The sequence below is a fragment of the Mesorhizobium sp. B2-8-3 genome, from assembly GCF_006440815.1.
Lineage (GTDB): Bacteria > Pseudomonadota > Alphaproteobacteria > Rhizobiales > Rhizobiaceae > Mesorhizobium.
The window spans coordinates 61,641-85,039 of sequence record NZ_VFTW01000013.1 but is presented as its reverse complement, the minus strand read 5'-3'; the positions used below and the strand labels follow the sequence as shown (position 1 = coordinate 85,039).

26 protein-coding genes are annotated in these 23,399 nt (G+C 64.5%); 12 read left to right on the top strand and 14 right to left on the bottom strand.

The window, feature by feature from the left end; genetic code table 11:
• The 6 genes from FJ418_RS19535 to FJ418_RS19510 form a co-directional block, all read right to left on the bottom strand.
• The gene (locus FJ418_RS19535; protein WP_140868334.1) at window positions 1–408 is read right to left on the bottom strand and encodes a GtrA family protein; all 408 of its coding nucleotides are present in this window, start codon (window positions 406–408) and stop codon (window positions 1–3) included.
• On the bottom strand, window positions 405–1,223 hold the full coding sequence (locus FJ418_RS19530) for a ChbG/HpnK family deacetylase (RefSeq protein WP_140868331.1): 819 nt from the start codon (window positions 1,221–1,223) through the stop codon (window positions 405–407). Before FJ418_RS19530 ends, FJ418_RS19535 begins: the two co-directional genes overlap by 4 nt.
• Window positions 1,220–2,188 (bottom strand): glycosyltransferase family 2 protein, encoded by a 969-nt coding sequence (locus tag FJ418_RS19525; RefSeq protein ID WP_140868328.1) that lies wholly within the window; start codon window positions 2,186–2,188, stop codon window positions 1,220–1,222. The genes FJ418_RS19530 and FJ418_RS19525 overlap by 4 nt, the downstream gene beginning before the upstream one ends.
• The gene (locus FJ418_RS19520; RefSeq protein ID WP_140868325.1) at window positions 2,181–3,347 is read right to left on the bottom strand and encodes a glycosyltransferase 87 family protein; all 1,167 of its coding nucleotides are present in this window, start codon (window positions 3,345–3,347) and stop codon (window positions 2,181–2,183) included. The genes FJ418_RS19525 and FJ418_RS19520 overlap by 8 nt, the downstream gene beginning before the upstream one ends.
• A 229-nt stretch (window positions 3,348–3,576) precedes the next feature.
• Window positions 3,577–4,614, bottom strand: a complete 1,038-nt coding sequence (locus tag FJ418_RS19515) for a zinc-binding dehydrogenase (protein ID WP_140868322.1) — start codon at window positions 4,612–4,614, stop codon at window positions 3,577–3,579.
• Between the two features lie 5 nt (window positions 4,615–4,619).
• Window positions 4,620–5,861: an acyl-CoA dehydrogenase family protein gene (locus tag FJ418_RS19510; RefSeq protein WP_140651430.1), complete on the bottom strand. Its 1,242-nt coding sequence runs from the start codon at window positions 5,859–5,861 to the stop codon at window positions 4,620–4,622.
• A gap of 120 nt (window positions 5,862–5,981) precedes the next feature.
• On the opposite strand from FJ418_RS19510, the gene FJ418_RS19505 reads away from it, so the two are divergent.
• From FJ418_RS19505 to FJ418_RS19480, 6 genes are all read left to right on the top strand, one after another.
• The gene (locus FJ418_RS19505) at window positions 5,982–6,797 is read left to right on the top strand and encodes an SDR family oxidoreductase (RefSeq protein WP_140784376.1); all 816 of its coding nucleotides are present in this window, start codon (window positions 5,982–5,984) and stop codon (window positions 6,795–6,797) included.
• Window positions 6,798–6,843: 46 nt separating this feature from the next.
• Window positions 6,844–7,329 (top strand): MaoC family dehydratase, encoded by a 486-nt coding sequence (locus FJ418_RS19500; protein WP_281405136.1) that lies wholly within the window; start codon window positions 6,844–6,846, stop codon window positions 7,327–7,329.
• Window positions 7,326–8,363, top strand: a complete 1,038-nt coding sequence (locus tag FJ418_RS19495; protein ID WP_140868319.1) for a phosphotransferase family protein — start codon at window positions 7,326–7,328, stop codon at window positions 8,361–8,363. The genes FJ418_RS19500 and FJ418_RS19495 overlap by 4 nt, the downstream gene beginning before the upstream one ends.
• Before the next feature lie 18 nt (window positions 8,364–8,381).
• The gene (locus FJ418_RS19490) at window positions 8,382–9,158 is read left to right on the top strand and encodes an SDR family oxidoreductase (RefSeq protein WP_140868316.1); all 777 of its coding nucleotides are present in this window, start codon (window positions 8,382–8,384) and stop codon (window positions 9,156–9,158) included.
• A 140-nt stretch (window positions 9,159–9,298) separates the two neighbouring features.
• The gene (locus tag FJ418_RS19485; RefSeq protein ID WP_140868313.1) at window positions 9,299–9,943 is read left to right on the top strand and encodes a TetR/AcrR family transcriptional regulator; all 645 of its coding nucleotides are present in this window, start codon (window positions 9,299–9,301) and stop codon (window positions 9,941–9,943) included.
• Between the two features lie 166 nt (window positions 9,944–10,109).
• A complete protein-coding gene (locus FJ418_RS19480; RefSeq protein ID WP_140642390.1) occupies window positions 10,110–10,340 on the top strand; it encodes a DUF680 domain-containing protein in 231 nt (76 codons plus the stop codon).
• 103 nt (window positions 10,341–10,443) lie between these two features.
• On the opposite strand, the gene FJ418_RS19475 is transcribed toward FJ418_RS19480, so the two are convergent.
• From FJ418_RS19475 to FJ418_RS19455, 5 genes are all read right to left on the bottom strand, one after another.
• The gene (locus FJ418_RS19475; protein ID WP_140784380.1) at window positions 10,444–10,668 is read right to left on the bottom strand and encodes a hypothetical protein; all 225 of its coding nucleotides are present in this window, start codon (window positions 10,666–10,668) and stop codon (window positions 10,444–10,446) included.
• Between the two features lie 185 nt (window positions 10,669–10,853).
• Window positions 10,854–11,438: a sarcosine oxidase subunit gamma gene (locus FJ418_RS19470; RefSeq protein ID WP_140868310.1), complete on the bottom strand. Its 585-nt coding sequence runs from the start codon at window positions 11,436–11,438 to the stop codon at window positions 10,854–10,856.
• Window positions 11,431–14,424, bottom strand: a complete 2,994-nt coding sequence (locus tag FJ418_RS19465; RefSeq protein WP_140868306.1) for a sarcosine oxidase subunit alpha — start codon at window positions 14,422–14,424, stop codon at window positions 11,431–11,433. Before FJ418_RS19465 ends, FJ418_RS19470 begins: the two co-directional genes overlap by 8 nt.
• On the bottom strand, window positions 14,421–14,717 hold the full coding sequence (locus FJ418_RS19460; protein WP_140651419.1) for a sarcosine oxidase subunit delta: 297 nt from the start codon (window positions 14,715–14,717) through the stop codon (window positions 14,421–14,423). The genes FJ418_RS19465 and FJ418_RS19460 overlap by 4 nt, the downstream gene beginning before the upstream one ends.
• Before the next feature lie 72 nt (window positions 14,718–14,789).
• Window positions 14,790–16,043 (bottom strand): sarcosine oxidase subunit beta, encoded by a 1,254-nt coding sequence (locus FJ418_RS19455; protein WP_140859150.1) that lies wholly within the window; start codon window positions 16,041–16,043, stop codon window positions 14,790–14,792.
• 253 nt (window positions 16,044–16,296) lie between these two features.
• Here FJ418_RS19455 and FJ418_RS19450 point away from each other — a divergent pair, with 253 nt between their 5' ends.
• From FJ418_RS19450 to FJ418_RS19425, 6 genes are all read left to right on the top strand, one after another.
• Window positions 16,297–17,055, top strand: coding sequence for an SDR family oxidoreductase (locus FJ418_RS19450; protein WP_140868303.1), 759 nt, complete (start codon window positions 16,297–16,299; stop codon window positions 17,053–17,055).
• Between the two features lie 110 nt (window positions 17,056–17,165).
• Window positions 17,166–17,552 (top strand): SET domain-containing protein-lysine N-methyltransferase, encoded by a 387-nt coding sequence (locus FJ418_RS19445; RefSeq protein WP_140642404.1) that lies wholly within the window; start codon window positions 17,166–17,168, stop codon window positions 17,550–17,552.
• A 179-nt stretch (window positions 17,553–17,731) separates the two neighbouring features.
• Window positions 17,732–17,998: a 30S ribosomal protein S21 gene (rpsU, locus tag FJ418_RS19440; protein WP_027165252.1), complete on the top strand. Its 267-nt coding sequence runs from the start codon at window positions 17,732–17,734 to the stop codon at window positions 17,996–17,998.
• A gap of 132 nt (window positions 17,999–18,130) precedes the next feature.
• Window positions 18,131–18,982 carry a tetratricopeptide repeat protein gene (locus tag FJ418_RS19435; RefSeq protein WP_140651413.1) on the top strand — a complete coding sequence of 284 codons (852 nt, stop codon included), beginning with the start codon at window positions 18,131–18,133 and terminating at the stop codon, window positions 18,980–18,982.
• 213 nt (window positions 18,983–19,195) lie between these two features.
• Window positions 19,196–19,672, top strand: a complete 477-nt coding sequence (locus FJ418_RS19430) for a DUF992 domain-containing protein (RefSeq protein WP_140651411.1) — start codon at window positions 19,196–19,198, stop codon at window positions 19,670–19,672.
• 227 nt (window positions 19,673–19,899) lie between these two features.
• Window positions 19,900–21,366, top strand: a complete 1,467-nt coding sequence (locus FJ418_RS19425; protein ID WP_246683120.1) for an MFS transporter — start codon at window positions 19,900–19,902, stop codon at window positions 21,364–21,366.
• Window positions 21,367–21,403: 37 nt separating this feature from the next.
• Here the strand turns inward: FJ418_RS19425 and coaBC are convergent, their stop codons facing one another.
• From coaBC to FJ418_RS19410, 3 genes are read right to left on the bottom strand one after another with little or no spacing between them, the layout of a single operon-like run.
• Entirely contained in the window at window positions 21,404–22,639 is a 1,236-nt protein-coding gene (gene coaBC, locus FJ418_RS19420) for a bifunctional phosphopantothenoylcysteine decarboxylase/phosphopantothenate--cysteine ligase CoaBC (protein WP_140868300.1), read from the bottom strand.
• Window positions 22,636–23,058, bottom strand: coding sequence for a type II toxin-antitoxin system VapC family toxin (locus FJ418_RS19415; protein ID WP_140868297.1), 423 nt, complete (start codon window positions 23,056–23,058; stop codon window positions 22,636–22,638). The genes coaBC and FJ418_RS19415 overlap by 4 nt, the downstream gene beginning before the upstream one ends.
• A gap of 2 nt (window positions 23,059–23,060) precedes the next feature.
• Window positions 23,061–23,315: a plasmid stabilization protein gene (locus tag FJ418_RS19410; RefSeq protein ID WP_140868294.1), complete on the bottom strand. Its 255-nt coding sequence runs from the start codon at window positions 23,313–23,315 to the stop codon at window positions 23,061–23,063.
• Window positions 23,316–23,399: the final 84 nt, after the last annotated feature.

Here is a 23,399-nt window from a genome sequence, read left to right as displayed (position 1 = left end):
CTATCTCAACAGCCGACCCTCGATCGACCAGCGTGCCGCCAGGAAGTTCAGCACAGCGGCCACCACGACACCGATGATTTTGGCCGGCCACACGCCGACGGCCCCCGCGAGGGCGGCGATCGACAGGCTGGAAACGCCAAGCGAAATCAACGCGCCCAGCGAGACGAAGCGCAGGAAGGACTGGCGGAGCCGGATGCCCGGGTCGCGCTCGAACGACCAGAAGCCGTTCGCCGCGAAGGAGAAAAGGACCGCGACGAACCAGGCGCCGATATTGGCAGCCAGGGCCGGTATCGCGAGCTTGAGCAGCAGGAAGAATGCGGCGAGGTCGATGCCGCTGTTGACCAGCCCGACCAAGGCGAAACGAACGATCTTGTTGCCGGTCGAACGCTGCGGCTGGCCGGCGCTCATGTTTTGCCGTCCATGACGCGCATTCCGGCCCGTTCGAGGCTGGCGCCGAAATCCTCAGAACTCAGAACCGTGAACTCGACCTCACGCGCGCCCTGCATCGGGTCTCGCGCCCATAAAATGTCGTCGACTTGACCCGGATGGCACATGAACACCCCTTGTTCGGGCAAGGTGTCGACCGCGGCGCGCAGCGTCGGAGCGAATTTTTGCGGCTGCCGCCAGTCATAGATGCCGCAGAGCGGCGTCATCACGCTGAAGCCGGCCCGCTGCATCGACCTGTTGAACCCCACGGCCAGAGCAGCGATCGCCGCGATCTTGGCCGCCGCGTCCAGGCCGGCAAGCCCGGGCGCGCCGCGTAGCGCGGGCTTGTGTGCGCTCTCCCCAAACCGGGCGAGCAGCCAATTCCGCACCACGGGAAGAAAATGCACGTGCTGGTGCCCATCGATGTGATCGGGCGGGCCAACCAGCGCTTCGGTGAAGCGGTCGTACTGGGCGTCGAGCTCGGCATGAATGTCCCGCTCGTCGATACGCTCGCGCCGCACCGGCAGCGCAAGAGAGGTAAGCCCGGGCAACTTGCCTTCCGGCGCCAGGCTGGACGATCCGGTCACTGCTATCTGATCGGTCAGGGTCAGGTGCAGCCCGACGGCCGCGCGTCGACGGAACGGCCTGATGCGCGCCGCCGCCTCTTCCCATTCGGGAAAGCCGGACATGCAGCTGGTCCCGGTCAGGCGGCCGCGCTCGATGAGGTCGAGGATCGCGCTCGATACCCCCGGCGTCAGGCCGTAATCGTCGGCGATCAGGCGGATCGACCTGGTCATCTCTCGGAAGCAACCTGCTCGGCGGCATTGCCATGCAACACGTCGCGCACGATGTAGACGGGCCGGTCCTTGCTTTCGCTGAGCGTGACCCAGACATACTCGCCGATCAGGCCGAGCAGCGCCAGGTTGAGGCCTCCAAAAAGCACGACGGCGACCATGATGCTGGGGTAGCCTGGCACGGCGATGCCATAGAACAGCACCTCGAAGAGCACCTTCACGCCATAGGCGAGACCTGCGAATGCCGCGAGCAATCCGATGAGGCTGATGACGCGCAGCGGGATCACGGAAAACGAGGTGAACCCTTCAAGCGAGAACGCGATCAGGTTGAACCTGGTCCATTTCGACGTGCCGCCGGAGCGGTTTTCCGGCGAGTAAAGCACCGCCTTCTGGCGGAAGCCGGCCCAGGCGAATAGGCCCTTGTTGAAACGCCGCTTGTCGCGCACGCTGGTCAAGGCACGTGCCACCGCGCCGCGCATGACACGGAAGTCTCCGGCATTCTCGGGAATATCGAAGCGCTGGCTGCTGTTGATCAGCCTGTAGAAGAGCCGCGCCAGCTGGCTGCGCCGCCAGCTCCCCTCGCGCCGGTCGTTCTGGGCGTAGACGACATCGATTTCGGGATTCTCGACCAGCTCGCCGATCATCCTCAGGCTGATATCCATGGAATGCTGGAGGTCGGAGTCCATGATCAGGACCATGTCGCCGCGGGAATGATCGAGGCCGGCGAGCACCGCCGCTTCCTTGCCGAAATTGCGGCTGAGCCGCACGATTTCCCACGAGCCCGACAACGCCGCGGCGAATGTCTCGGCGCTGCCGTCGCGGCTGCCGTCGTCGACGAGTATCTTGCGGACGGTCATGCCGAAGCGCTCCGCCACGGTCGCCTCGAGCCTATCGAGCAACCCGACGAAGGCGATCGCGGATTCGGCCTCGTTGAAAAACGGCGCGATAACGTCGAGCATCTCACCCATGCGCGACGGCTCCGGGGGTCGGCACTTTGTCCCCGCGTCGCCTCCAGAACCAGGCGACAAGCATGCAGGCGACTATGCTGGTGCTGATTGGCCACAGCCACAAGTGGAAAAGATCGTGCAGCCGGAGATCGACACTGGTCAGTCCGGTAACGAAGAGGAGTATCGCCGGCAACCAGCGCATGGCCGCGTTTTCCTTCTTCCGCCACACCAGGGCGATGGAAAGGCCGGCTGGCACCGCCACCATGGCATAGGTGTTCTGCTCGACCCGCGGATTGAAGACGCACATGTAGAACGCCGCAATGAGGAAGATGGCCAGTCCGCCGATGTTGGAGTCCAGCCTGCGGTCCAACTGGAGCACCGCCCAAAGCGCAAGCAACCCCACGACGACGCGCACGATCGTCGCCTCGGCTTCGGACAGCGGCATCCCAAACCGCGTGAAAGGCGCTGTGAAGTCGGCCGGAGTGAAGGGACCGGTTGGGTCGACCGTCATCGACGTCAGCATGCGGAAGAAATCGTGGTACTGGGCGTTGATGTAGTCCGCGGGCGCAAAACCATAGGGGATGGCGAGCACGAGAAGGACCGCCAGCACCAGCACCGGTATCTGCCGGGGACGCAGCGCTCCCACCAGAAGCAGCATGATGATCGCCGTGGGCTTGGCTATGACCGCAAGCGTGGCCCAGAAGAAGGTTTCAGCCCGGCGCCCCTCGAGCGCCGAGAGCGTGAGAAGCCAGCACGCTCCGGTGAGCAGGATCGTCGCCTGGCCGTTGCGAAGCGCCGCCAGCGCCATCGGCAAGGCAAGGAACAGGCCGAAGGACAGCAGCCATGTCTGCTCCTGGCCGTCGATCTTGCGCACCTGACGCATTGCGGCGAAAGTCAGCGCGCCGAAGCCCAGCACGTGCCACAAAACGCTGCCCAGATGCGGCCCGAGCTTCACCAGGGGAACGTAAAGGGCGGCGAAGGCGGGCGCGTAGAGATACCCCATCGCGGCCTGGACGTGGTACAGCGGTTCACGGCTCAGGAAAGCTTCGCTGCCATGTCTGTAGATATAGACCACCGAACGCGTATCGGGCGACCATAGCGCCAGGCCAAGCACAATCAGAAACGACCCGACCCATAGCCAAAACCCCAAACGGTCGAAAACCGGCTTGGTTACCGTCATAGCGCACCCCGCGTTCCGACCAGGATGGCGTTCCCATCGCCGCCTGGCCTTCAGCGCCGGCGAGATATCACATCGAAACGAAATAGAACATACGAGCGTGACTGTTACCGGCGCGGGGGCAAAGGACGGCGCAACAGCGGCGTTTTTTCGCCGCCACCTTGTCGATCACAGATTTGTGTTCAAGGCGTCGGCCGTGGTCTGAACAGCTGCGATCGGCGCCCGGGGGAGCTTACGGTTTGATGAACACCTTTCCGTTGGGCCTGGCGAGCTCGGCCGGCAGCCGCGCCATCGCCTCGTCCAGCGGCACCACTGCCGCGACGTCGGTCGACCATCGTCCGTCGGAAAAGCGCTTCTGCGCTTCCAGCACCGCCGGGCCCAGCCTGTCGCGGAACTGGCGCATCCATTCGGCCAGCCAGAAACCTTCGACACGCTTGTGCTGGAAGATCAGTTGGCCGGGCTCGCGGATCACCGTCGGCTCGGCGTCGAGCCGGCCATAGACGATCCAGCGCGCGCGTTTCGGCATGGCGTTGAAAATGGTGGAAGCCAGCGGGCCGGTGACGGCGTCGAGGAAGATGCGCGGCTGCTCAGCCTTCATCACCTCGCGCAGCGCCGCCTCGAAATCCGCCGCCTTCTCGTTGAGCACATGGGCGGCGCCGAGCTCTTTCAAAAGCGGGATCTGCTCGTCGCGACGCACCGTGACGATCGGCCGGAAACCCGCCTCCTTCGCCAGCCCGATGATCAGCTTGCAGAGCTGGCTGGCGCCAGCGGTCATGACGAAGGCCTTTTCGCCCTCTTGCTTGACGATGTCGAACATGGCCAAGGCCGTCAACGGATTGACGATCATCGCGGCGCCGTCCTCGTCGCGCACCGTATCGATGAGCGGGATGCAGGACGCCGCCTCGGCGACGGCATAATCCGCCCAGGCGCCCCAGTTCGACACGCCGGTGGCGAAGGCGACGCGTTTCCCTGCGAGGCTCCTTGCATAGGGATCATCGCCCGTGGCGACGACAATGCCGACGCCCTCGAAACCCGCCGGACGGCCCTTGACCCGCGGCTGGCCGTACTGGCCCTTGATGAAGGCGATGTCGGACGGGTTGATCGAGGCGAGGCTGACCTTGATCAGCGCCTGTGTCGGCCCTGGCACCGGCACGGCTATGCGGCCGGGCAGGAGGTAAGGCTCCATCGCTTCGAGCGCAGCCGGCGAAGGCGTCCTGGTATAACCGTCGCCGACAAGCAGCAAGCCCCGCATTTGCGATGGAAGCGTCATGATCGTCAGACCTTCTCCTGCGTGTATTTCTTCAGTTCCGTGCGCGCCACCTGCCGCCGGTGCACCGCGTCCGGCCCGTCGGCCAGCCGCAGTGTCCTCAGATGCGTCCAGGAGCGGGCGAGCGGGGTATCCTGGCTGATGCCTTGCGCGCCGAACATCTGCACCGCCTCGTCCGTGACTTTCAGCGCGACGCGCGGCGCCACCACCTTGATCTGGCTGATCCAGGGCGCGGCGGCGCGCGCGTCGCCCTGGTCGATCATCCAGGCGGCCTTGAGGCAGAGCAGCCGCGCCATCTCGATCTCCATCCGGCATTCGGCGATGATGTCGAAATTCGCGCCGAGCTTGGCCAGCGACTGACCGAAGGCTTCGCGCCGCACCGAGCGCTGGCACAGCATCTCCAGCGCCATCTCGGCCTGGCCGATGGCGCGCATGCAGTGATGGATGCGGCCAGGCCCCAGCCGCCCCTGCGCGATCTCGAAACCCCTGCCCTCGCCGAGGATCAGGTTCGCCGCCGGCACCCGCACATTCTCGAATCTCAGATGCATATGGCCGTGCGGGGCGTCATCGTCGCCATAGACCTGCATGGGCCGCAGCCTGGTGATGCCCTTGCTGTCGGAAGGCACCAGGATCATCGAATGCCGGCGATGCTGCGGCTCTTCGTCCGATCCGGTCCTGACCATGACGATATAGATGGCGCAGCGCGGATCGCCCGCGCCGGAAGCCCACCATTTCTCGCCGTTCAGCACATAGTCGTCGCCCTGCCGCTCGCAGCGCATCGAAATGTTGGTCGCGTCCGAAGAGGCGACGTCAGGCTCGGTCATCAGATAGGCTGAACGAATCTTGCCCTCGAGCAGCGGCTCCAGCCAGTCCCGCTTGTGCCCTTGCGAGCCGTAACGCTCCAGCACTTCCATGTTGCCGGTGTCGGGCGCCGAGCAGTTGAAGGTCTCGGCGCCGAGATGCGCCTTGCCCATCTCCTCCGCCAGATAGGCGTATTCGACGGTGGAAAGGCCATAGCCGCGCTTGGAATCGGTCAGCCAGAAGTTCCACAGGCCGCGCTCGCGCGCCGTCTTCTTCAAGCCTTCGAGGATTTCCGTCTGCCTGGCCGTATAGGACCAGCGGTCGCCACCCTTGCCGATCTCGGCGAGAAATTCTTCGCCGAGCGGCGCGATCTCGTCGCGCACCATCGCCGCCACTCGCTGGTGGATTGGCCTCAGCCGCTCGGTCATGCCGAGATTCATGTCCGTCATCGCTTCCGGCCTTTCCGAAGATAAATCTTTACCCGTGGCAAGGATGACCGTACTTCGGCTAGCCTTGTCAACGCGAGTCCTTGGGCGAGTCCCCGGCCTGGCCGGATGCGGAGAAACACGATGAGCTATCTGGACAAGCTGTTCTCGGTCGCCGGCAAGACCGCGCTGGTGACGGGTGCTGCGACCGGCATCGGCCGCATGGTGGCGACCGGACTGGTACGCGCCGGCGCTCATGTGATGATCGTCTCGCGCAAGGGCGGGGATTGCGCCAAAGTCGCCAACGAATTGAACGCGCTCGGCGGCTCCGGCCATGCCGAGGGCTTTGCCGGCGACGTGTCCAGCGAAGCGGGCATCGCCGCTCTGGTCGCCGAGGTCAAGGCGCGCGCGGAGCGCCTGCACATCCTGGTCAACAATGCCGGCATTTCCTGGGGTGCGCCTCTGCAGGATTTCCCGTACCACGCCTGGGCCAAGGTGTTCGGCGTCAACGTCACCGCCGTCTTCCACCTGACGCGGGAGCTTTTGCCGCTGCTCGACGCTGCGGCGAGCGACGAGGATCCTGCCCGCGTCGTCAATCTCGGCTCGGTGATGGGCACCCAGCCGCTGGCCGACGACGCCTATTCCTACGCGGCATCGAAAGCGGCGGTGCATCATTTGACTCGCACGCTGGCGATCGAGTTCGCGGCCCGCCGCATCACCGTCAACGCCTTTGCGCCTGGTCCTTTCCAGAGCCGTATGACGGCGTTTGCCACCGCGACCGAGGAGCAGGCGAAACATGTTGGTAACCATGTTCCGCTCGGCCGCATCGGCGTGGCGGATGACATTGCAGGCGCAACGCTTTATTTGTGCAGCCGGGCCGGCAGCTATGTCACCGGCGCCATCCTGCCGATCGACGGCGGCCAGTCGGTGCAGCATGGAATGACTTTGTTCAAGGAATAAGGTGCCCGGTTCGAGGAATCGTAATCCGGGCGGGGGTGCGGAGGACATCAGCGTGGAACCGATCAGTCTCGATACGCTTGTGGCAAGCGTCGGCAAGGAGGTCGGCGTCTCGCCCTGGCGAACGGTGACGCAGCGCATGATCGACCAGTTCGCCGATGCGACCGACGACCACCAGTTCATTCATTGCGATCCGGAGCGCGCCGAACGCGAAACGCCCTTCGGCGGCACCATCGCTCATGGTTTCCTGTCGCTGTCGCTTCTGTCGGCAATGACCTTCGAGACGATGCCGCCGCTGGAAAACACCAAGATGGGCGTCAACCACGGCTTCGACACGCTGCGTTTCCTGGCGCCGGTGAAGACGGGCTCGCGCATCCGCACCCGCTTCGTGCTGGCGGACGTCAAGGTGCGGCCGTCCGGCTGGGTGCAGACGGCGCATGATGTGACCATCGAGATCGAAGGCTCGAAGAAGCCGGCGCTGACGGCGCGTTGGCTGACCTTGACGCTGATTGAGCGTCAGCCCGAGAACGCATGAGCGGCGAGGCCGGTGCCATAGACCAGGCGGCGCTTGCGCCCTATCTCGAGGCGCATATCCCGGGTTTTACCGGCCTGTCCGCGATTGAAAAATTCAAATCTGGACAATCCAATCCGACCTATCTTTTGACCGCCGCCAGCGGCCGCTATGTGCTGCGCGCCAAGCCGCCGGGACAATTGCTGAAATCCGCGCATCAGGTCGACCGCGAATTCCGGGTCATGCAGGCGCTTGCCGGCACGGCTGTGCCGGTCCCGCGCATGCTGCACCTGTCGGGTGAAACCTCCCCGATCGGCCGCATGTTCTATGTCATGGAATATCTCGACGGCCGCATCTTCTGGGATCCGTCGCTGCCGGACGCATCCGGTAATGACGAGCGCGCCGCGATCTACGACGCGATGAACGCGACGCTCGCCGCCCTGCACGATGTCGATGTCGGCGCCGCCGGCCTTGGCGATTTCGGCAAGCCCGGCAGCTATTTCGAGCGCCAGCTCGCGCGCTGGACTGGCCAGTACCGCGCCTCCGAAACCGAAGCCATAGCCGACATCGACAGGCTGATTACGTGGCTCGAAACCCATATACCGGCCGATGACGGCCGCGTTTCGCTTGTCCATGGCGACTACCGGCTGGACAACATGATGTTCGCGCTCGATGCGCCGAAAGTCATCGCGCTGCTCGACTGGGAGCTGTCGACGCTCGGCCACCCCTTCGCCGACCTCGCCTATCAATGCATGCAATGGCGCCTGCCGCATGCCTCCGGCTTTCGCGGCCTTGGCGGCGTCGACCGCGCCGCTGCCGGCCTGCCGTCCGAGGAGGACTATGTCGCAGCCTATTGCAAACGGCGCGGCATCGGGAAGATCGACAACTGGACCTTCTTCCTCGCCTTCTCCTTCTTCCGGCTGGCGGCGATCTGCCAGGGCGTCTATCGCCGCTCGCTGGATGGCAATGCCTCCAATCCGGAAAAGGCAAAGACCTATGGGCAAGCGGTTAAGCTGATCGCGATACTCGCGGCGGAGCTGAGCGGCGGGAAGAACTGAAGAAAGGAAAGCTGAGCGATGGGCCGTTTCGATGGGATGACGGTGCTGGTCACCGGCGCGACGGGCGGCCTCGGCAGCGGCGCGGCAAAGGCCTTCGCGGCGGAAGGCGCGCGGCTCGTGCTCTCTGATCTCGACGAGGCGGCGCTCGGCGATTTTGCGGCAACGCTCGACGCCGAGACCACTCACCTTGCCGGCAACATCGCCGATGAAAAGCTTTCGGAGTATCTGGTGCAACTGGCCGTCGAGAAATTCGGCCGGCTCGACATCGCCGTCAACAATGCCGGCATCGTACACAACTTCGTGCGCCTGCCGCAGGTCACCTCGGAGGAAGCGCGCCGCGTGGTCGAGGTCGACCTGCTCGGCGTCTTCTATGCCATGAAGCACCAGATTCCTCAGTTGGAACGGCAGTTCAGGGAAAGCGGCAAGGGCGGCGTCATCGTCAACATCGCCTCGGTCGCCGGTCTATCGGGCGCGCCGAAACTTTCGGTCTATGCCGCCGCCAAGCATGGCGTCGTCGGGCTGACGCGCTCTGCCGCCGTGGAATATGCCAGCAAAGGGATACGCATCAACGCCGTCTGCCCGGCCCACACCCGCACGGCGATGGTCGACGGCTTCGTGCGTTTCAGCGGAGCGCCCGAAGCCGAAGCGCTTGCCGAACTCACGCGCGGCGTGCCGATGAAGCGTGTCGGCGAGATCGACGAGATCACCACCGGCGTCCTGTTCCTTGCCGACCCTGCCAACTCCTTCATGACCGGTCACGCGCTGGCGCTCGACGGCGGCATTGGCGCCATTTGAGCATGCTGGGAACGGCTTGCATCCGCAATCGCGTTAACCGAAGAGTTTGAGCGGACGTTGCGGAACCGGAACGCTCTCTTGTCCGTTTCCGTACAGCGTATATAATTTCGTCAGGCAACCAATCACAAAGGCAGCGGGCATTGACGCTGAGCGTTCAGAAACGCCGCGAAAAACAGAAGGCGGAGCTTCGCTCCGAACTGGTCGCGGCGGCTCATAAGCTGGTGCAGGAAGAGGGCTACGAGGGCCTCACCATCCGCAAGCTCGCCAAGCGGGTCGGCTACGCGCCGATGTCGGTCTATTCCTATTTCGCCGACAAGCAGGACATCCTGTTCGCGCTGGCCGAAGACGCCTTCGAGACGCTCGCTCGTCGCATCGAGGAGCACCCCGCCGACGACCCGATCGAGGCGCTCAAGGCGGTGATGACCGAGTACGCGGCTTTCGGGCTCGGCAATCCCAACGAATACCGCACCGTCTTCATGACCGAGAAGACCAAGCTGCCCGAAGGACGCAGCTACGAGGACATGGAAGAGGGCAATCCGGCCATGAAGGTGCTCATCAAACGCGTCGAGGCCTGCGTTGCCGCCGGCAGGCTCAAGGGCGACCCGCGCGCCATCGCGACCATGCTGTGGACCGTGGGCCACGGCACGATTTCGCTCTTGATCACCTTTCCCTTTTATCCATTCGGCGACGCCCAGGCCTATGTGAAGCGCATGTGCGATTTCACGCTTGTGGGGTTGCAGGCGCAGGATATTCCGCCGCTGACCACAACGCCCGTCAACTGCTGATCTCTTTGATCGTCGCTCGCATCGCTTCGCCTGATTTGCGGCGGCGAATTCCTGTGTTCAAAAAAATTTGTCGTACACGTACAGATTCCTCCTTGAATTCCGACTCTATTAACCGTATTTGTACGCCGTATCGTACGTGTACGAAGAGATTGACTGGAGACGGAAAATGAAGAAGACCCTCCTTGCGCTCGCTACCGTGCTGGCTTTCTCGGGTGCTGCTTTCGCTGGCGCGAGCCAGCCGGCCAAGCATGCCCCCGCGGCTTGCGCTCAGACCAACGCCAGCGTGAAACTCGACTGCACGTCGACCGGTTCGGTCGAAAAGGCGGACGCCAACAAGACGACGAAGAGCCCGCGGCTCGGCATCGATGTCAGCCCGTGGTTCGTGCCCGGCCTCTAAGTGCCGGCCGGCTTTTAACATCTCAACATCTAAACGGGCGGCATCCGGCCGCCCGTTTCGTATCCACCTGTATGGCGCCAACTGAAACGGTCGGCGACAGCACCTATTTCTTGCGCGGCTTGCTCCCGGGTACCGTCTTGGCCTTGCCGGTTTTGGCGGGAGCGCCGGGAATGGTGGTGCTGGTGATCGACACCGGATCGCTGGCTGGGAATGTGTCCTCGAGGCCTTCCTCGAGTTCCTCGTCCTCGACCTGGCGATGCTTCTCACGCTCGAGCGAGCGGACGGCCGAAGTCTTCTTGGGCGTTTTCGGCGCGGGTTTGGATGGCATCGGCTTCTCCCTCGCTAAGCAGTTCCAGGAAAAGTGCGCAGCGGTTTTCCGTCCGGAACTGCGGCAGAGCAAACATTTAGAGCGGTGGGCGTCATAAAACACCCAGCCGCTCTTGCCGCAAGAACGGACTGGATCGGCGATGGTTCCTGCCACGCCGCATCCCTTCGGATAGCGTGGCGCAAAGATCAGTTCGCCGCGTCGCTCGCCGCTTCCGACAGCAGAGTAAAGACATAGTCCGCGAAGGAACGCCAGCACTCCACACGGAACGCGTCGGCCGCGGTGCGCAACAGCACGATCTCGGATTTGCCGAGAATGGTGCGCGAGGCAGCACCCACCGGGAAAGCCTCGAGCGACAGGTCCTGCGGACAGCCCGAATTGACCGTCATCGAGGCCGCTGGCCCGGTGACCGAGATTGCGACATTGCGGTGCGAGATGCCGACCGCCGAATGCAGCGCCGTCACCTTGGCGCAGTCGGCGAGCGGATCGTTGCCCGCCTCGTCGACAATCAGCCATTCGTCCGGCCCGAGCCACAGCGCCATGCGTCCGTCCTTGGTCGCCGAGGTCTTCGGCTTGACCGGCAGCGTCACGCCGAGCGCCTTGGAAAGTGCTGCGACCGAAGCCTGCGGCGCGCGCAGCGAGATGCGTTCGGCCGGCGGCAGCATCTCCACTTTTACGCCCGGCGCCAAGACCGTGCGGCCGGCGAGTGCCGGCCGGCGCTCGACGGAAGGCGCGGCAGCAGCGGCTTTTGTCTTGGCGGCGGCCTTAGCCATTGAGGCGTTCTCCCTTCTCGTCGACGAACACCATGCCGGTGACTTCCACCTCGATCGTGCCGTTCGGCATCGGCACGTAGAGCGTCTGCCCCATGCGGTCGCGACCGCCGGCGACCAGCGCCAGGGCGATCGAGCGGCCGCAATTCTCCGACCAATAGCTGGAGGTGACGTGGCCGATCATCTTCATCGGGATCGGCTGCTTCGGGTCGGCGACGATCTGCGCGCCCTCTTCCAGAACCACCTTCGGGTCTTTGGTCTTCAGGCCCACGAGTTGCTTGCGGCGCTTGGCTACAAGGTCCGGCCGGGTCAGGCCGCGAATGCCGACGAAATCGGTCTTCTTCTTGCCGACCGCCCAGTCGAGCCCGGCATCGTTCGGCGTCACCGTGCCGTCCGTGTCCTGGCCGACGATGATATAGCCCTTCTCGGCGCGCAGCACGTGCATCGCTTCCGTGCCGTAAGCAGTCGCGCCATGCTTCTGGCCTTCAGCCCACAGCGCTTCCCAGACCGCCTCGCCGTAATCGGCAGGCACGTTCACTTCAAAACCGCGCTCGCCGGTGAAGGACATGCGGAACAGCCTCGTGGGCACGCCGCAGATCTTGCCCTCGCGCACCGACATATGCGGCATCGCCTCGTCCGACATGTCGATGCCTTCAACCAGCGGCGCGATGATGTCACGCGACTTCGGCCCTTGGACGGCTATGACCGCCCACTGTTCGGTGATCGAGGTCAGCCAGACATTGAGATGCGGGAACTCAGTCTGGAGGTAATCCTCCATGTGGTTCATCACGCGCGGCGCGCCGCCGGTCGTCGTCGTCACATGAAAGCGGTCGGGCGCCAGCCTGCCGACGACGCCGTCATCATAGATGAAGCCGTCCTCGCGCAGCATGATGCCGTAGCGGCAGCGGCCGGTTTCCAGCTTCTCCCACGGGTTGGTGTAGAGCAGTTCCATGAACTTCGCCGCATCCGGCCCGACCACCTCGATCTTGCCGAGCGTCGAGGCGTCGAACAGGCCGCCCACTTTTCGCACCGTCACGCATTCGCGGTCGACGGCGGCGTGCATGTCCTCGCCGGCCTTGGGGAAATACCAGGCGCGCTTCCAGTGGCCGACATCCTCGAACACAGCACCTTGCGACGCGGCCCAGCCATGCGTTGCCGTGCGGCGGGTCGGGTCGAACAGCGCGCCGCGCGCGTGGCCGACGATCGAGCCGAACGTCACCGGCGTATAGGGCGCGCGGAAGGTGGTGAGGCCGACCTGCGGGATCGGCTTGCCGAGTTCCTCGGCGGCGATCGCCAGGCCATGCATGTTCGACGTCTTGCCCTGGTCGGTCGCCATGCCGTTGGTGGTGAAGCGCTTGACGTGCTCGATCGAGTGCATGCCTTCATGCACCGCCTGGCGGATGTCCTTGGCGGTTACGTCGTTCTGGAAATCGACGAAGGCCTTGACCGTTGTGCCCGATCCGGCGCCGGGCCCGGCGCCCAGCATGCCGCGCGACCAGCTCTCGCCGGCATCGACCTTCGGCTTGGCGCTCTTCCTGGCGCTGCCGCCGGCTTCCTTTGCCGCCTTGGCGCCGGCCGCATAGGCCTCGTCGACCGTCGCGTCCAGCCCATCCGTGCCGTTGCAGGCACCGACCGAGACGCAGTCCTGCGCATAGGTGCCGGGCACGAAGCGCTTGGTCTCGTCGTTGAAGGCGACCTTGCCGCGCGACTGCGAGAACAGATGCACCGACGGCGTCCAGCCGGCCGACATCAGGATCGCGTCGACCGGGATGGTCCGCTCGCCGCCGCCATTCTTCGGCTGCACCGTCATCGACGACACGCGCAGCTTGCCGCCGGCGCTGACAACGGCGCGGCCGAAATTGATCTCGATGCCGAGCGCCCTCGCCTCGTCGATCACCGCGCCGGCGGGATTGTCGCGCAGGTCGACGATGGCAGCGACATTGACGCCCGCCTTCTTGAGATCGATCGCGGCGGCATAGGCGGAATCGTTGGCCGTATAGACGCCGACATTCCTGCCGACCGCGACGCCATAGTGGTTGAGGTAGGTGCGCGCGGCCGCCGCCAGCATGACGCCCGGACGGTCGTTGTTGGCGAACACCATGTGGCGCTCGATGGCGCCGGTGGCGATGACGACGCGCTTGGCGCGGACCTGCCACAGGCGCTCGCGCGCCAGCTCGCGGCCCGGGCTCTTGAGATGGTCGCTGACCCGCTCGACCAGGCCGACGAAGTTCTGCGCGTAGTACCCAAAAGCAGTCGTGCGCGACAGCACGCGCACATTGTCCATCGCCTTGAGCTTCGCGATCGCGCCTTGAGCCCAGGCAAAGCCGTTCTGGCCGTCGATCCTGGCGCCGCTCTCGAAGCGCAGGCTGCCGCCGAATTCGGCCTGCTCGTCGGCGAGGATCACCCGCACGCCCGTTTCGGCGGCGGCAAGGGCAGCTGCAATGCCGGCGGCGCCGCCTCCCAGCACCAGCACCTCGCAATGCGCGTAGCGGGCGGCATAATGGTCCGGATCCGGCTTCTCCGGCGAAACGCCGAGGCCCGCCGCAGCGCGGATCTTCGGCTCGTAGAGATCCTTCCACGCCCACTTCGGCCACATGAAGGTCTTGTAGTAGAAACCGGCCGAGAACATCGGCGAGGCGATGTCGTTGACGGCGCCGACGTCGAAGGCAAGCGACGGCCAGCGGTTCTGCGAATTGGCCGTCAGCCCGTCATAGAGCTCCTGCACGGTGGCGCGCACATTGGGCGTCTTGCGCGCATCGTCGCGCACGATCTGCACCAGCGCGTTGGGCTCTTCCGCGCCGGCCGACAGGAAGCCGCGCGGCCTGTGGTACTTGAACGAGCGGCCGACCAGATGCACGCCGTTGGCGAGCAGCGCCGAGGCCAGCGTATCGCCCTCGATGCCGGAATAGGCCTGGCCGTCGAAGCTGAACGATGCGGTCTTCGCCTGGCTGAGGCGACCGGCGCCGGAGATACGGAATGCAGCGCTCATTTCGCGGCTCCAGGCAGTTTCGCCGGCTTCGGTTCGCCGGCCTTGTAGGTCATGACGAACTTGTCGGTGACGGTGTCGCGGACGGCGTTGAAGAAGCGCGCGCAGCCATGGATGTGCCGCCAGCGCTCATAGATGACGCCCTTCGGATTGGCGCGGATGAAGAAGAATTTCTCGAAATCGTCGTCGCTCTCGCCGGCAATGTTGGCTGAGCGCACGACATGCGCCTCGCCGGCATTGCGGAACTCGAGTTCCGGGCGCTCTTCCTCGCAATAGGGGCAGCGGATGAGAAGCATCTGGGTGATCCTAAAACTTGCCGTGACCGGCGCGCGCACCGGCCGAGTGAAAGCAAAGCGGCTGAGCCATCATCAGTGCGCCACCGCGGCCGCGGCGGCCTCGTCTATGAGGCGTCCCGTGCGGAAGCGCTCGAGCGTGAACGGCGCGTTGATCGGGTGCGGCTCGTCCTTGGCGATCGTATGCGCGAACACGTTGCCCGAGCCGGGCGTCGCCTTGAAGCCGCCGGTGCCCCAGCCGCAGTTGACGTAGAGGCCCTGGACCGGCGTCTTGGCCAGGATCGGCGAGCGGTCGGGCGTCACGTCGACGATGCCGCCCCAGGAGCGCAGCATCTTCATGCGGGTGAAGATCGGGAACATCTCGCAGATGGCGTCGAGCGTATGCTGCAATATGTGCAGGCCGCCAGTCTGCGAATAGGAGACATACTGGTCGGTGCCGGCGCCGATCACCAGCTCGCCCTTGTCCGACTGCGAGATATAGGCGTGCACGGTGTTCGACATCACCACGCAGGGCACGACCGGCTTGATCGGCTCCGACACCAGCGCCTGCAGCGGATAGCTTTCGAGCGGCATGCGCACGCCGGCCATGTTCATGATAACGGAGGAATGGCCGGCCGCGACCACGCCGACCTTCTTGGCGCCGATGAAGCCGCGCGTCGTCTCCACGCCGCTGACCGCGCCATTGGCCGCGCGCTTGATGCCGGTGACCTCGCAGTTCTGGATGATGTGCACGCCGCGCGCCGAGGCGCCGCGCGCATAGCCCCAGGCGACCGCGTCGTGGCGCGCCGTGCCGCCGCGCCGCTGCAGCGCGGCACCCATCACCGGATAGCGCGCGTCCTTGGAGATGTTGAGCGGCGGACAGAATTCCTTCGCCTGCTCCGGCGTCAGCCATTCATTGTCGATGCCGTTGAGCCGGTTGGCATGGATGTGGCGCTTGAAGACCTGCACGTCGTGGACGTTGTGCGCCAGCATCATCACGCCACGCGCCGAATACATCACGTTGTAGTTGAGCTCCTGGCTCAGCCCATCCCACAACTTCAGCGCATGGTCGTAGATGCCGGCGCTTTCGTCATAGAGGTAGTTGGAGCGGATGATGGTGGTGTTGCGGCCGGTGTTGCCGCCGCCGAGCCAGCCCTTTTCCAGCACCGCGACGTTGGTGATGCCGTGCTGGCTCGCCAGATAATAGGCCGTCGCCAGGCCATGCCCGCCGGCGCCGACGATGATGACGTCGTATTCCTTCTTCGGCTCGGGCGACGTCCACTGCTCTTCCCAGCCCTTGTGGCCGCGCATGGCCTCGCGGGCAATGGCGAATACCGAGTATTTCTTCACGTTTCAGGCCTCGCGCCAGTAGCTTTCGCGGATTTGCGGCCGGGCATCCCCGCCTCGGCGCGCGAGGTGTATCACTAGCGAAACCGCGCTGTCATCCTTGCGCTGTTTGCGACGGCACTTGCCGTTTTGCGCCCGTGCCGCGTAATGCCCGCGCGCCGATGGCAAGGCAGCTTTCGGGTGGCTGCATTCATACCGATTTGCGACCAAGCATCCAACCGCCGGCAAGCCAGGCACAAAGGAAGGATGCAAGGACATGTTCACCCTGACAAACAAGGTCGCCATCGTGACGGGCGCCAGCTCCGGTATCGGCCGCGCCACAGCCAGACTGTTCGCCGACCAGGGCGCGAGCCTCGTCGTCGCGGCGCGCCGCCAGGCCGAACTCGACGCGCTCGTCGGCGAGATCGAGGATGCCGGCGGCACAGCGGTTAAGCTTGCCGGCGATGTAAGGGACGAGGCCTACGCGAAGGCGCTCGTCGAACTCGCGGTCGAAAGGTTCGGCGGCCTCGACATCGCCTTCAACAATGCCGGCGCCGTCGGCGTGATGGGACCGGTGACCGACATGGCGCCGGCGATCTGGCAGGAGACGATCGACACCAACCTGACCAGCGCCTACCTCGCCGCGAAGCATCAGATTCCGGCTATGCTGGAGCGCGGCGGCGGTTCGCTGATCTTCACCTCGAGCTTCGTCGGCTACACCGCCGGCATGCCAGGCATGGCGGCCTACGCCGCCGCCAAGGCCGGACTGATCGGCCTGACGCAGGTGCTGGCCGCCGAATACGGTCCGAGGGGTCTGCGCGTCAACGCGCTGCTGCCCGGCGGCACCGACACGCCCGGTGCAACCACGACCACGCCCGAGGCGCGTGCTTTCGTCGAAGGCATTCACGCGCTCAAGCGCATGGCGCAACCAGAAGAGATTGCCCGCTCGGCGCTTTATCTCGCCTCGGATGCTTCGAGTTTCACCACCGGAACCGCGCTGTTTGCCGATGGCGGCGTGTCAATCAACCGGACGTGATCCGTTTGGCGGACGGCAGACATCCTCATCCGCTAAAATCTTGCGACTGCACCCTTGCATTCCGGTCTGTTTTGGCGATTTTCGTTCCCGTCGAAAAACGGACCGGAACGATGCTGCTGATCAGAACCTATGTCGCCCAGAGCGCCATCGAAGGCGTCGGCGTTTTCGCCGCCGAGCCGATCAGGAGAGGCGCCTCGATCTGGCGGCTCGATCCCGATTTCGACCGGCTGGTCCCGATGGAGAAATACGAGACCGCTCCCGCGCATCTCAAGGAACTGCTCGACCGTTACGCCTATCCGAGCCCGGACAAGCCGGGCTTCATGGTCTACGAGGTCGACAATGGCCGCTTCATGAACCATTCCGAGCGGCCGAACACGGATTTCTCGCAATATGGCGGCGCCACCGCCATTCGCGACATTGCCGCCGGCGAGGAAATCACCTGCGATTACGGCGAGTTTTTCGAGGATTTCGCCCGCCTGCATCTGGCGACCGCATAGTGCTCCGGCCGTCACGCCGGGACACGCGGGATTTTGATCGCGGTTTCCTGCAATCAGCGGTGGACAGTGCGGCATGATTCTGCTATCAGCCGCCCACAATTCGCGGTGCAACCCGCCGCGGAGGCATGGCGGCTATGGCTGTATGCCTATCGATATCAAACCCGAAGACAGGATTGCCCGTGCAGGTACTCGTCCGCGACAACAACGTTGATCAGGCGCTTCGCGCGCTGAAGAAGAAAATGCAGCGCGAAGGTATTTTCCGCGAAATGAAGATGCGCGGTCACTACGAGAAGCCGTCCGAGAAGCGTGCCCGCGAGAAGGCCGAGGCCGTGCGCCGCGCCCGCAAGCTGGCCCGCAAGCGCGCCCAGCGCGAAGGCCTGCTGCCGATGACCCCGCGCCCGGCTCCGGCTGGTGCTGCCGGCGCATCGCGCTCGCCGCGCTCATAACGCCTATTTTTCGTCCTTTTCGAAGGATACCGAGGGTGGCGCGATGCGGAATCGCCGCCACCTTTTTGTTTATGCATAGGAGCCGGTTCGGAGAGGGAACGGACTGACGGCGCTGCGGCAGTGAGGACAAAGATGAACGCAATTTCCGTGGAGCGCAAAACCGCTTTTCGCGGCTTCGCCCTGACGGCGGCCCTGCTTTCGGGTCTGACGCTTGCGGCATGCCAGACGACCCCGACGGGTGAGTTCAACTCGATCGACAAGGCGCAAGGGTCGAGCGAGAACATCTCCTCGCTTTCGGCGGTCATCCAGCGCAATCCGCAGGATCCCGAGGGCTATAACGTGCGTGGCTCGGCCTATGGCCGCGGCGGCCAGTACCAGGCTGCGCTCAAGGACTTCAACCAGGCGATCCAGCTCAACCCGAACTTCTACCAGGCCTATTCGAACCGCGCGCTGATCCAGCGCTTCCTCGGCAATCAGGAAGCCGCTTTAGCCGACTACAACCGCTCGATCCAGATCAACGCCAACTACGACGCCGCCTATATCGGCCGCGGCAATCTCTACCGCAAGGCAGGCCGCACCCAGGATGCCTTCAACGACTTCCAGAAGGCGATCCAGCTCGACACCACCGATGCCCGCGCCTACCACAATCGCGGCCTGATCTATCAGAGCCAGGGCCAGCACAAATTCGCCATCGAGGATTTCTCGACCGCCATCTCGCTGGCGCCCGACGCCGCCGAGCCGTACAACGGCCGCGGCCTCTCCTATCTGGCGACAGGCGACGAGGACAACGCCTTCTCCGACTTCAACATGGCCATCAAGCTCGACGGCAAGAACGCCGAGGCCTGGGCCAACCAGGCGCTGATCTACGAAAAGCGCGGCGACAAGGGAAGGGCAGCCAAGTCCTACCGCGAGGCCATCCACCTCGACCCGAACTATCAGCCGGCCAAGGACGGCCTGTCGCGCACCGGTGGCAACGCCAGCTGATCGGAAGCTGGCGCCGAAAATAAGGTGTCTTGCACGACTTACGGGTCCGCCTGCGAGCGCAGTGTTGCGCCGCGGAGACGCCGATAGCGATCCGTTAACCGCCCAGTCCAACGCGTTAATCTTTGCCATGTTCGCGCCAAGTTTTCGGCGGAACGCTCCGTGCACCTCGATCGTTTAAGCCGGGGCCAAGATTTTCGCGAAAGGACCTTTCCAATGATCAAAACACTTGCCTGTGCCGCTGCCGCGCTTGCCGCCACGGTCCTCGCTTCTCCGGTCAGCGCCGGCACGCTCCGGCTCGGTACGCTCGATTGCACGATCGACGGCGGCGTCGGCTACGTCATCACGTCGAACAAGGGCGTCTCCTGCACCTTCCGCCCCTCCCATCATGGCCCGGCCGAGATTTATACCGGGATGATCTCCAAACTCGGCGTCGACGTCGGCAAGACGCATCAGGGCCAGCTCGTCTGGGCGGTGCTTGCCGCCACGCGTCATCACGACGCGGGCGACCTCGCCGGCAGCTATTACGGCGTCAACGCCGAGGCGAGCGTCGTGACCGGCGGCGGCGCCAACCTCCTGGTCGGCGGCCTTGACGGCGCCTTCATGCTGGAGCCGCTCAGCGTCCAGGCACAGACCGGCCTCAACCTGGCCGTCGCGGTGGCCTCGCTGGATCTCGTCCACTCCTACAAGTGAGCCCTCGGCTTTTCAAATTCATTGCGCCGCACTCGGCCCGGAACATCTGTTCCGGCCGAGTGCTTTGGAAAGCCGGATCCCTTCGGCGCAAATGGTGGCTTGCCTCGAAATCCGCGAAAAAGCCTCTTGAGCTCAACTGCGCTTGAGGTTCTACAAGCCCTGCCGAACTGGATCTTGCCCCTCGTTCGCAACGCGGATGAGGTGCGCAAAACAAGCAGGAGATCGGCGTGACGGCAGCGAGCGGCAACAAGGTGGCCAGCAAGAGGGTGGCCAGCAAGAGGGTGGATTGGCGGGCGCTGTGGGCGAGCGGCGATCTGGCGCGGTTCTGCTTCATCAATCTCGGCATCCTGCTTTACGCCACCAACGAGACGATGGTGGCGACGGTGATGCCGGCGATGGTCGGCGAACTCGACGGCGTGCAGCTCGTCGGCTGGTCGCTGGCGATCTACGAGCTTGGCGCCATCACCGCCGGCGCCGCGGCCGGACGGCTCGTCAGCTATGTCAGCCTGCGCAGCAACATGGCGGTCGCCGCCACGCTCTTCGCGGCCGGCGCGCTGGTGAGCGCCGTCGCGCCCTCGATGACCCAGTTCCTCGCCGGGCGGCTGATCGAAGGCTTCGGCGGCGGCGCGCTGGTGTCGCTTGCCTTCGTCTCCGTCGAGCGGCTCTTTCCGCGCAGCATCTGGCCCCAGCTTTTCGGCGTGATGTCGGCGATCTGGGGCATCGCCGCCTTCAGCGGCCCGATGATCGGGGCGATCATGGTCGAGCTTCTGTCCTGGCGCTGGGCGGTCGGCATCTTCACGCTGGGCGGCATCGCGGTTGCGCTTGCCAGTCTCACCGTTCTCAACACCGCCGGCGCGTCGCGTCCACAGGTTTCGGCCGATGCCGCGTCGCCCTTCCCCTATGGCGCGCTCGCCTGCCTTGCCGTCAGCGTGGTGCTGATCGCGACCGCCGGCGTCGACATAGCCCTGCTGCGCTCGTCACTGCTGCTTTGCCTTGGCCTGATCGGCCTGGCGCTGTTCGTCCGGGTCGATGGGCTGAGACCTCGGTCGCGCCTGTTCCCGTCAGATCTGTTTTCATGGCGCGCGCCGCTCGGCACCGGCATGACCATGGTCGCCGCCTTTTCGGTGGCGACCTGTTCCTTCGGCATATACGGGCCGCTGCTTCTGACCACGCTGCACGACATACCTCTGCTCACCAGCGGCTACATCATCGCCGCCGAGTCGATCTCATGGTCGATCCTGTCGATCCTCGTCGCCAATGCCCCGCGGGAACGCGAACGCTCGATCATCCTCGTCGGCGCGCTGATGATTGCATGCGGAATTGCCGGCTTCGCCTATACGATCCCTGCCGGCTCGATCCCGCTGATCCTGCTCTGCGCCCTTTTGCAGGGCGGCGGCTTCGGTATCGCGTGGCCGTTCCTGACCCGCATCATCGTGGCGTCGGCGGCGCCGGACGAGCAAACCATCGCCTCGGCCGCGGTGCCGACCATGCAGCGCATCGGCTATGCCGTCGGCGCCGCGCTTGCCGGCATCATCGCCAATGCCAGCGGCTTCTCCGAAGGGCTGAACCGGGAAGCGGCCGCTTCCGTCGCCGGTTGGCTGTACCTGGCCTTCGTGCCGCTCGGCGTGTTCGGGTGCCTGGCGGCGCTGAGGATCTTCTCCACAGCGAACCGGCCGCGACTTGCGGCGGGTTGACTGGGCGACGGCAACGACCGAAACGCGGGCTTGCCGCTCAGACCACGACAGTTTGCTGCAGCCGTTCGACAATCAGCGCGGCGAGCCGCGCCGCCACCTCGTCCTTGCCCATTTCCGGCCATTCCTCGACACCGGTCCTGGAGACGATGCGCACCTTGTTGCGGTCGCCGCCCATCACGCCGGTCGGCCCGATGCCGCTTTCATGCGAAACGTCGTTGGCGACGATGAAGTCCGCGCCCTTTTTCTTGAGCTTGGCCTCGGCATTGGCGATCAGATCCTGCGTCTCGGCGGCGAAGCCGACGACGAGGCCCGGCCGCTGCGCGTGATGGCCGATGCCGGCCAGGATGTCGGGGTTCTCGACCATCTGCAGCGAAGGCGGCCCCTCGCCAGCCACCTTCTTGATCTTCTCGCCGGCGGCGTTGGCGGTGCGCCAGTCGGCGACCGCCGCGACGAACACGGCGGCATCCGCCGGCAGCAGGCGCTCGACCGCGTCCTTCATCTGGGCAGCTGTTTCGACATGGGTGGTCGCGACGCCGGCCGGATCGGCGATGGTGACCGGACCGGAAACCAGCCGCACATCGGCGCCGAGCTTCGCCAGCGCGGCCGCTATCGCATGGCCCTGCTTGCCCGAGGAGCGGTTGGCGATATAGCGCACCGGGTCGATCGGCTCATGCGTCGGCCCGGAGGTGACGATGATCCTGCGGCCGGCAAGCGGCTTCGGCTTCTCGTCGAGCATGGCTTCGATCGCGGCGACGATCTCCTGCGGTTCGGCCATGCGGCCCTCACCCGCTTCGTTGCTTTCCGCCATCTCGCCCTTGGCGGGACCGACAAAGGCGATGCCGTCCTTCAGCAAGGTCGCCCGGTTGCGGCGCGTGGCAGCATGCGCCCACATTTTCGGGTTCATCGCCGGCGCCATAAGCACCTTCTTGTCGGTGGCAAGAAGCACCGTCGAGGCAAGGTCGTTGGCATGGCCATTGGCGAGCTTCGCCATCAAATCGGCGGTGGCCGGCGCCACCACCAGCAAATCGGCTTCGCGCGACAGCCTTATATGGCCGACATCGTGCTCGTCCTTGCGGTCGAACAGCTCGGTGAAGACATGATCGGCCGAAAGCGCGCCGACCGAAAGCGTGGTGACGAATTCCTGCGCGGCCGACGTCATCACCACCCGCACCGACGCGCCACGCTCGCGCAGCCGCCGGATGAGGTCGAGCGCCTTGTAGGCGGCGATGCCGCCGCCGATGATGAGCAGGATGCGCTTGCCGGAAAGAGTCATGCTCCCTCCCACGGATTGACTATGTTAATGCCACAATCAACAAAGTCGGCCACATTCCTTGTCGCCACAGCAAAACTCCGGCAGAGAGCAACCGAGGCGATCTGCGCGTCAAATTCACGAATAGGATGCCCCAGAACCCGTCTCTTCGAAACAATCTCTGCGTACGCCTCAGCCTCACGATCTCCGAACGCAAGCACAGGGGTCTTGAGCTTCATCGTGAAAAACGCCCCGATCACGCTACCCAGAGCAGCCTTACGCTTCCCATCCGGCATATTTGCCAGGCCTACGAGCAGTTCCGCTTTGGTCATCGCCGTGACGTAAGAGCGCTTCCCAAACGAACTTTCCATCCAAGCGGCTACTCCCGCGTCTGGCTGCGGCTTGAAAGCTTCCGAAATAACGTTCGTATCCAGCACGAACATGGTCAATCGAATTTTGGCGGCTCGCGCGCGGGGCCACGCTCCGGCAGCTCAATATCGAAGCCGCCATGAGGCTCAACTAGCCGACGAATCGCTGCGTAAAGTGACTCGCCGTGCACATAACCCGACCCGTCCGACAAAACGCTCTTGGCAAGAACACTACGCGCTTCCTCCTCCATCGAGACTCCTCTTACTGCAGCTCGCTCACGAAGTTTTTGCTTCACGCTGTCATCGAGATTGCGGATCGTAAGTGTGCCCATATCTCTGCTCCTTACCCTGCAAGGTAGAACATAAAAGAGCTGCTTTCAATGACAGCAATGCTTGCATTGCTGTCATTTGATACG

Excerpts from the sequence above, each read along its gene's own strand:
- FJ418_RS19535 (WP_140868334.1), bottom strand. The coding sequence starts at position 408 with ATGAGCGCCGGCCAGCCGCAGCGTTCGACCGGCAACAAGATCGTTCGT.
- FJ418_RS19530 (WP_140868331.1), bottom strand. The coding sequence starts at position 1,223 with ATGACCAGGTCGATCCGCCTGATCGCCGACGATTACGGCCTGACGCCG.
- FJ418_RS19525 (WP_140868328.1), bottom strand. The coding sequence starts at position 2,188 with ATGGGTGAGATGCTCGACGTTATCGCGCCGTTTTTCAACGAGGCCGAA.
- FJ418_RS19520 (WP_140868325.1), bottom strand. The coding sequence starts at position 3,347 with ATGACGGTAACCAAGCCGGTTTTCGACCGTTTGGGGTTTTGGCTATGG.
- FJ418_RS19515 (WP_140868322.1), bottom strand. The coding sequence starts at position 4,614 with ATGACGCTTCCATCGCAAATGCGGGGCTTGCTGCTTGTCGGCGACGGT.
- FJ418_RS19510 (WP_140651430.1), bottom strand. The coding sequence starts at position 5,861 with ATGACGGACATGAATCTCGGCATGACCGAGCGGCTGAGGCCAATCCAC.
- FJ418_RS19505 (WP_140784376.1), top strand. The coding sequence starts at position 5,982 with ATGAGCTATCTGGACAAGCTGTTCTCGGTCGCCGGCAAGACCGCGCTG.
- FJ418_RS19495 (WP_140868319.1), top strand. The coding sequence starts at position 7,326 with ATGAGCGGCGAGGCCGGTGCCATAGACCAGGCGGCGCTTGCGCCCTAT.
- FJ418_RS19490 (WP_140868316.1), top strand. The coding sequence starts at position 8,382 with ATGGGCCGTTTCGATGGGATGACGGTGCTGGTCACCGGCGCGACGGGC.
- FJ418_RS19480 (WP_140642390.1), top strand. The coding sequence starts at position 10,110 with ATGAAGAAGACCCTCCTTGCGCTCGCTACCGTGCTGGCTTTCTCGGGT.
- FJ418_RS19475 (WP_140784380.1), bottom strand. The coding sequence starts at position 10,668 with ATGCCATCCAAACCCGCGCCGAAAACGCCCAAGAAGACTTCGGCCGTC.
- FJ418_RS19470 (WP_140868310.1), bottom strand. The coding sequence starts at position 11,438 with ATGGCTAAGGCCGCCGCCAAGACAAAAGCCGCTGCTGCCGCGCCTTCC.
- FJ418_RS19465 (WP_140868306.1), bottom strand. The coding sequence starts at position 14,424 with ATGAGCGCTGCATTCCGTATCTCCGGCGCCGGTCGCCTCAGCCAGGCG.
- FJ418_RS19460 (WP_140651419.1), bottom strand. The coding sequence starts at position 14,717 with ATGCTTCTCATCCGCTGCCCCTATTGCGAGGAAGAGCGCCCGGAACTC.
- FJ418_RS19450 (WP_140868303.1), top strand. The coding sequence starts at position 16,297 with ATGTTCACCCTGACAAACAAGGTCGCCATCGTGACGGGCGCCAGCTCC.
- FJ418_RS19445 (WP_140642404.1), top strand. The coding sequence starts at position 17,166 with ATGCTGCTGATCAGAACCTATGTCGCCCAGAGCGCCATCGAAGGCGTC.
- FJ418_RS19435 (WP_140651413.1), top strand. The coding sequence starts at position 18,131 with ATGAACGCAATTTCCGTGGAGCGCAAAACCGCTTTTCGCGGCTTCGCC.
- FJ418_RS19430 (WP_140651411.1), top strand. The coding sequence starts at position 19,196 with ATGATCAAAACACTTGCCTGTGCCGCTGCCGCGCTTGCCGCCACGGTC.
- coaBC (WP_140868300.1), bottom strand. The coding sequence starts at position 22,639 with ATGACTCTTTCCGGCAAGCGCATCCTGCTCATCATCGGCGGCGGCATC.
- FJ418_RS19415 (WP_140868297.1), bottom strand. The coding sequence starts at position 23,058 with ATGTTCGTGCTGGATACGAACGTTATTTCGGAAGCTTTCAAGCCGCAG.
- FJ418_RS19410 (WP_140868294.1), bottom strand. The coding sequence starts at position 23,315 with ATGGGCACACTTACGATCCGCAATCTCGATGACAGCGTGAAGCAAAAA.